2 protein-coding genes are annotated in these 3237 nt (G+C 71.1%); one reads left to right on the forward strand and one right to left on the reverse strand.

Annotation, left to right across the window (positions count from 1 at the left end; all coding sequences use genetic code 11):
- Nucleotide 1 precedes the first annotated feature (1 nt).
- Entirely contained in the window at nucleotides 2-1789 is a 1788-nt protein-coding gene (gene gcl / locus ACWGI8_RS42030; RefSeq protein ID WP_453668730.1) for a glyoxylate carboligase, read from the reverse strand.
- Nucleotides 1790-2061: 272 nt separating this feature from the next.
- Between gcl and ACWGI8_RS42035 the strand changes: the two genes are divergently transcribed.
- Nucleotides 2062-2973, forward strand: coding sequence for a hypothetical protein (locus ACWGI8_RS42035; RefSeq protein ID WP_453668731.1), 912 nt, complete (start codon nucleotides 2062-2064; stop codon nucleotides 2971-2973).
- The last annotated feature ends 264 nt before the right edge of the window (nucleotides 2974-3237 follow it).

Raw genomic sequence — 3237 nt, forward strand, 5'->3', positions numbered from 1 at the left:
GTCAGCCCTTGAACGCCTTGACGGCCGTGGGTGCGTGGCCCGGCTCGGTCGCGAGCTCCTCGAACTCGGAGATGTCGCTGATGTCCATGGTGCGGCTCATCGAGATGTTGGTGATCCGCTCCAGGATCGCCTCGACGACGACCGGCACCCGGTACTCGGCGGCGAGCTTCTTCGCCTCCTCGAAGGCGGGCAGCAGCTGGTCCGGCTCGGTGACCCGGATGGCCTTGCAGCCCAGACCCTCGGCGACCTTGACGTGGTCGACGCCGTAGACGCCGAGCTCCGGCGCGTTGATGTTCTCGAACTCCAGGTTGACCTGGAAGTTGATGTCCAGGCCCAGCTGCGCCTGACGGATCAGGCCCAGGTAGGAGTTGTTCACGAGGACGTGGACGTACGGGATGCGGTGCTGCGCGCCGACCGCCAGCTCCTCGATCATGAACTGGAAGTCGTAGTCGCCGGAGAGCGCGACGACCTGGGCCTCCGGGTCGGCGGTGGCGACACCGAGCGCGGCCGGGATGGTCCAGCCGAGCGGGCCCGCCTGGCCGCAGTTGATCCAGTGGCGCGGCTTGTAGACGTGCAGCATCTGCGCGCCGGCGATCTGGGAGAGGCCGATGGTGGTGACGTAGCGCGTCTCCGGGCCGAAGGCCTTGTTCATCTCCTCGTACACGCGCTGCGGCTTCAGCGGCACGTTGTCGAAGTGCGTACGGCGCTGCAGGGTGGCCTTGCGCTCCTGCGTGGAGGCGATCCACTCGCCGCGGTCGGGCAGCTTGCCCGCGGCCTTCAGCTCCTTGGCGACCTCGACGAAGAGCTCCAGCGCGGCCTTCGCGTCCGAGGCGATGCCGTAGTCCGGGGCGAAGATCTTGCCGATCTGGGTGGGCTCGATGTCCACGTGGACGAACTTGCGGCCCTTGGTGTAGACGTCGAGCTTGTAGCCGGTGTGGCGGTTGGCCCAGCGGTTGCCGATACCGAGGACGAAGTCGGACTCCAGGAAGTTCGCGTTGCCGTAGCGGTGCGAGGTCTGGACGCCGACCATGCCGGCGTTCAGCTCGTGGTCGTCGGGCAGGGTGCCCCAGCCCATCAGGGTGGGGATGACCGGTGTGCCGGTGATCTCGGCGAACTCGACCAGCAGATCGGAGGCGTCGGCGCTGATGATGCCGCCGCCGGCGACGATCAGCGGGCGCTCGGACTCCAGCAGGAAGGAGATCGCCTTCTCGATCTGGGCGCGGGTCGCGGCCGGCTTGTAGACCGGCAGCGGCTCGTACGTCTCCGGGTCGAACTCGATCTCGGTGAGCTGGACGTCGATCGGCAGGTCGATGAGGACCGGGCCGGGGCGCCCGGAGCGCATCAGGTGGAAGGCCTGCTGGAAGACGCCGGGGACCTGCGCGGCCTCCAGGACGGTCGTGGCGGCCTTGGTGACCGGCTTGGCGATCGACGCGATGTCGACGGCCTGGAAGTCCTCCTTGTGGATCACGGAGGTCGGCGCCTGGCCGGTGATGCAGAGGATCGGAATCGAGTCACCGATGGCGGAGTAGAGGCCGGTGATCATGTCGGTCCCGGCGGGGCCGGACGTACCGATGCAGACACCGATGTTCCCCGGGCTGGTCCGGGTGTAGCCCTCGGCCATGTGCGAGGCGCCCTCGACATGGCGCGCGAGGGTGTGGTCGATGCCGCCGCCCTCTTGGAGGGCCTTGTAGAAGGGGTTGATCGCCGCGCCCGGCACACCGAACGCGTTGGTGACGCCTTCGCGCTTGAGGATCTCAACTGCCGCGCGGGCGGCGGTCATACGGGGCATGGAGTGCTCCTGCTTCGGCCTGGCGGATCGGGCTCTGTCGCGCCACCTGAGAGCGTCGATTCCGAGCTTGTTCCGTGCTGTTCCGGGATACTTTCCGGTGCTTTTCCGGGATGCGGAAGTATGTTTCTACTATCCGGAATCAATTTAAGCCGCCTCCCGGACTGCGTCAAGGGAGGGGCCCGGCAGCGATGGCCGAAGTCCCTCCCCAAGGCGTCTCGGTTGGTGGACGATGGACCACGAGGCGTGGCCGACAGCGCCGAAGGGGGACAGCCATGGGAGATCACGTACCGGTGCGCTGCCCGGTCTGCCGCCGTACGCACACGTTCGCGTCGCCCGTCTATCCGTGCGCCTGCGGGGCGCCGCTCGCCCCGCCGCTGCTCCGGGGCGCGCCCTGTGAGCCGATACGGCGCCGCACATGGAGCGACGACTGGGTCACCGTCCGGTGTCAGGCGTGCGGGAGGCAGGACCAGTGGCCGCAGCCGGAGCTGGGCTGCCCGTGCGGCACGGTCCTGCGCGTCCCGGTCCGGCCGGTGACGGCCGCCCCCACATCGTCCGCGGGGGCGGCGGCGTCACCACGGGCCGCTTCCGCCGCCTCGGGCGCGACGGGACCGGCGCCGGGCGGGCCGGGGTCGGGCGCACCCGGATCCGGCGGCCCGGGGTCCGGCGCCGCCCCGTCCGCGCCGCCTCCCACCCCGGCGCCGGGATCCCCCGCCTCGTCCGCCGCGGGCTCCGCCTCCGAGGCGCGCGACGGCGCGGCGAGCCCGCCCTCGCACATCCCGCTGCCCCGCACGGTCTCCGTGCCGCGCCCGGCCTTCCACCCGGTCACGATCCGCACCGAGCACGACGCGGTGACCGCCGCCGCGCTGTATCTGCGCTGGCTGGGATTCCATGAGGTCGTCCAGCCGGAGGAGCGGTCCGCCGGCGGGATCGACCTGCGCGGACCCGGTCTGGTCGCCCAGGTGGACCCCACCACCCGCCCGGCCACCCTGCGCGCCGTCGAATGCCTGTGGCTGAACGGGATGAGCTCGTCCGCGGTCGGCGTCTTCTTCTCCCTCGCGGGGTACGCGGCGGACGCACGGGCCCGCGCAGACGATCTCGGCGTCCCGTTGTTCGTCATGGACCTCACCGGCACCCCACAGCCGGTGAACGGTCCCGCGGACGAGCTGCTGTCGGCCGGCGCCTGACGGTGGACGCCCGCGACATCTCGCACGACACGGACAGCGGTCGCGCCAGGTCGTGTCTTCGAAGTCCCGTCTGCCCGGCGACGCCTGGCACGCCCTCCCCCGTAGCCCTTCCGGCACGGGAGGTGCCTCCCGCACCGGACGCCGCCGGGCCCGCCCTCCGGGCGGACGACGCTGCTTCGAGGACGCTCCCTGGGCCACCATCGCGCGGCGGGGTCGTGGTGACGGCGGCGGCCCGGCCGGCCGGTCCCTGAGCGATACTCGCCG

The organism is Streptomyces sp. NPDC054841, assembly GCF_053611045.1.

Excerpts from the sequence above, each read along its gene's own strand:
- gcl (WP_453668730.1), bottom strand. The coding sequence starts at position 1,789 with ATGCCCCGTATGACCGCCGCCCGCGCGGCAGTTGAGATCCTCAAGCGC.
- ACWGI8_RS42035 (WP_453668731.1), top strand. The coding sequence starts at position 2,062 with ATGGGAGATCACGTACCGGTGCGCTGCCCGGTCTGCCGCCGTACGCAC.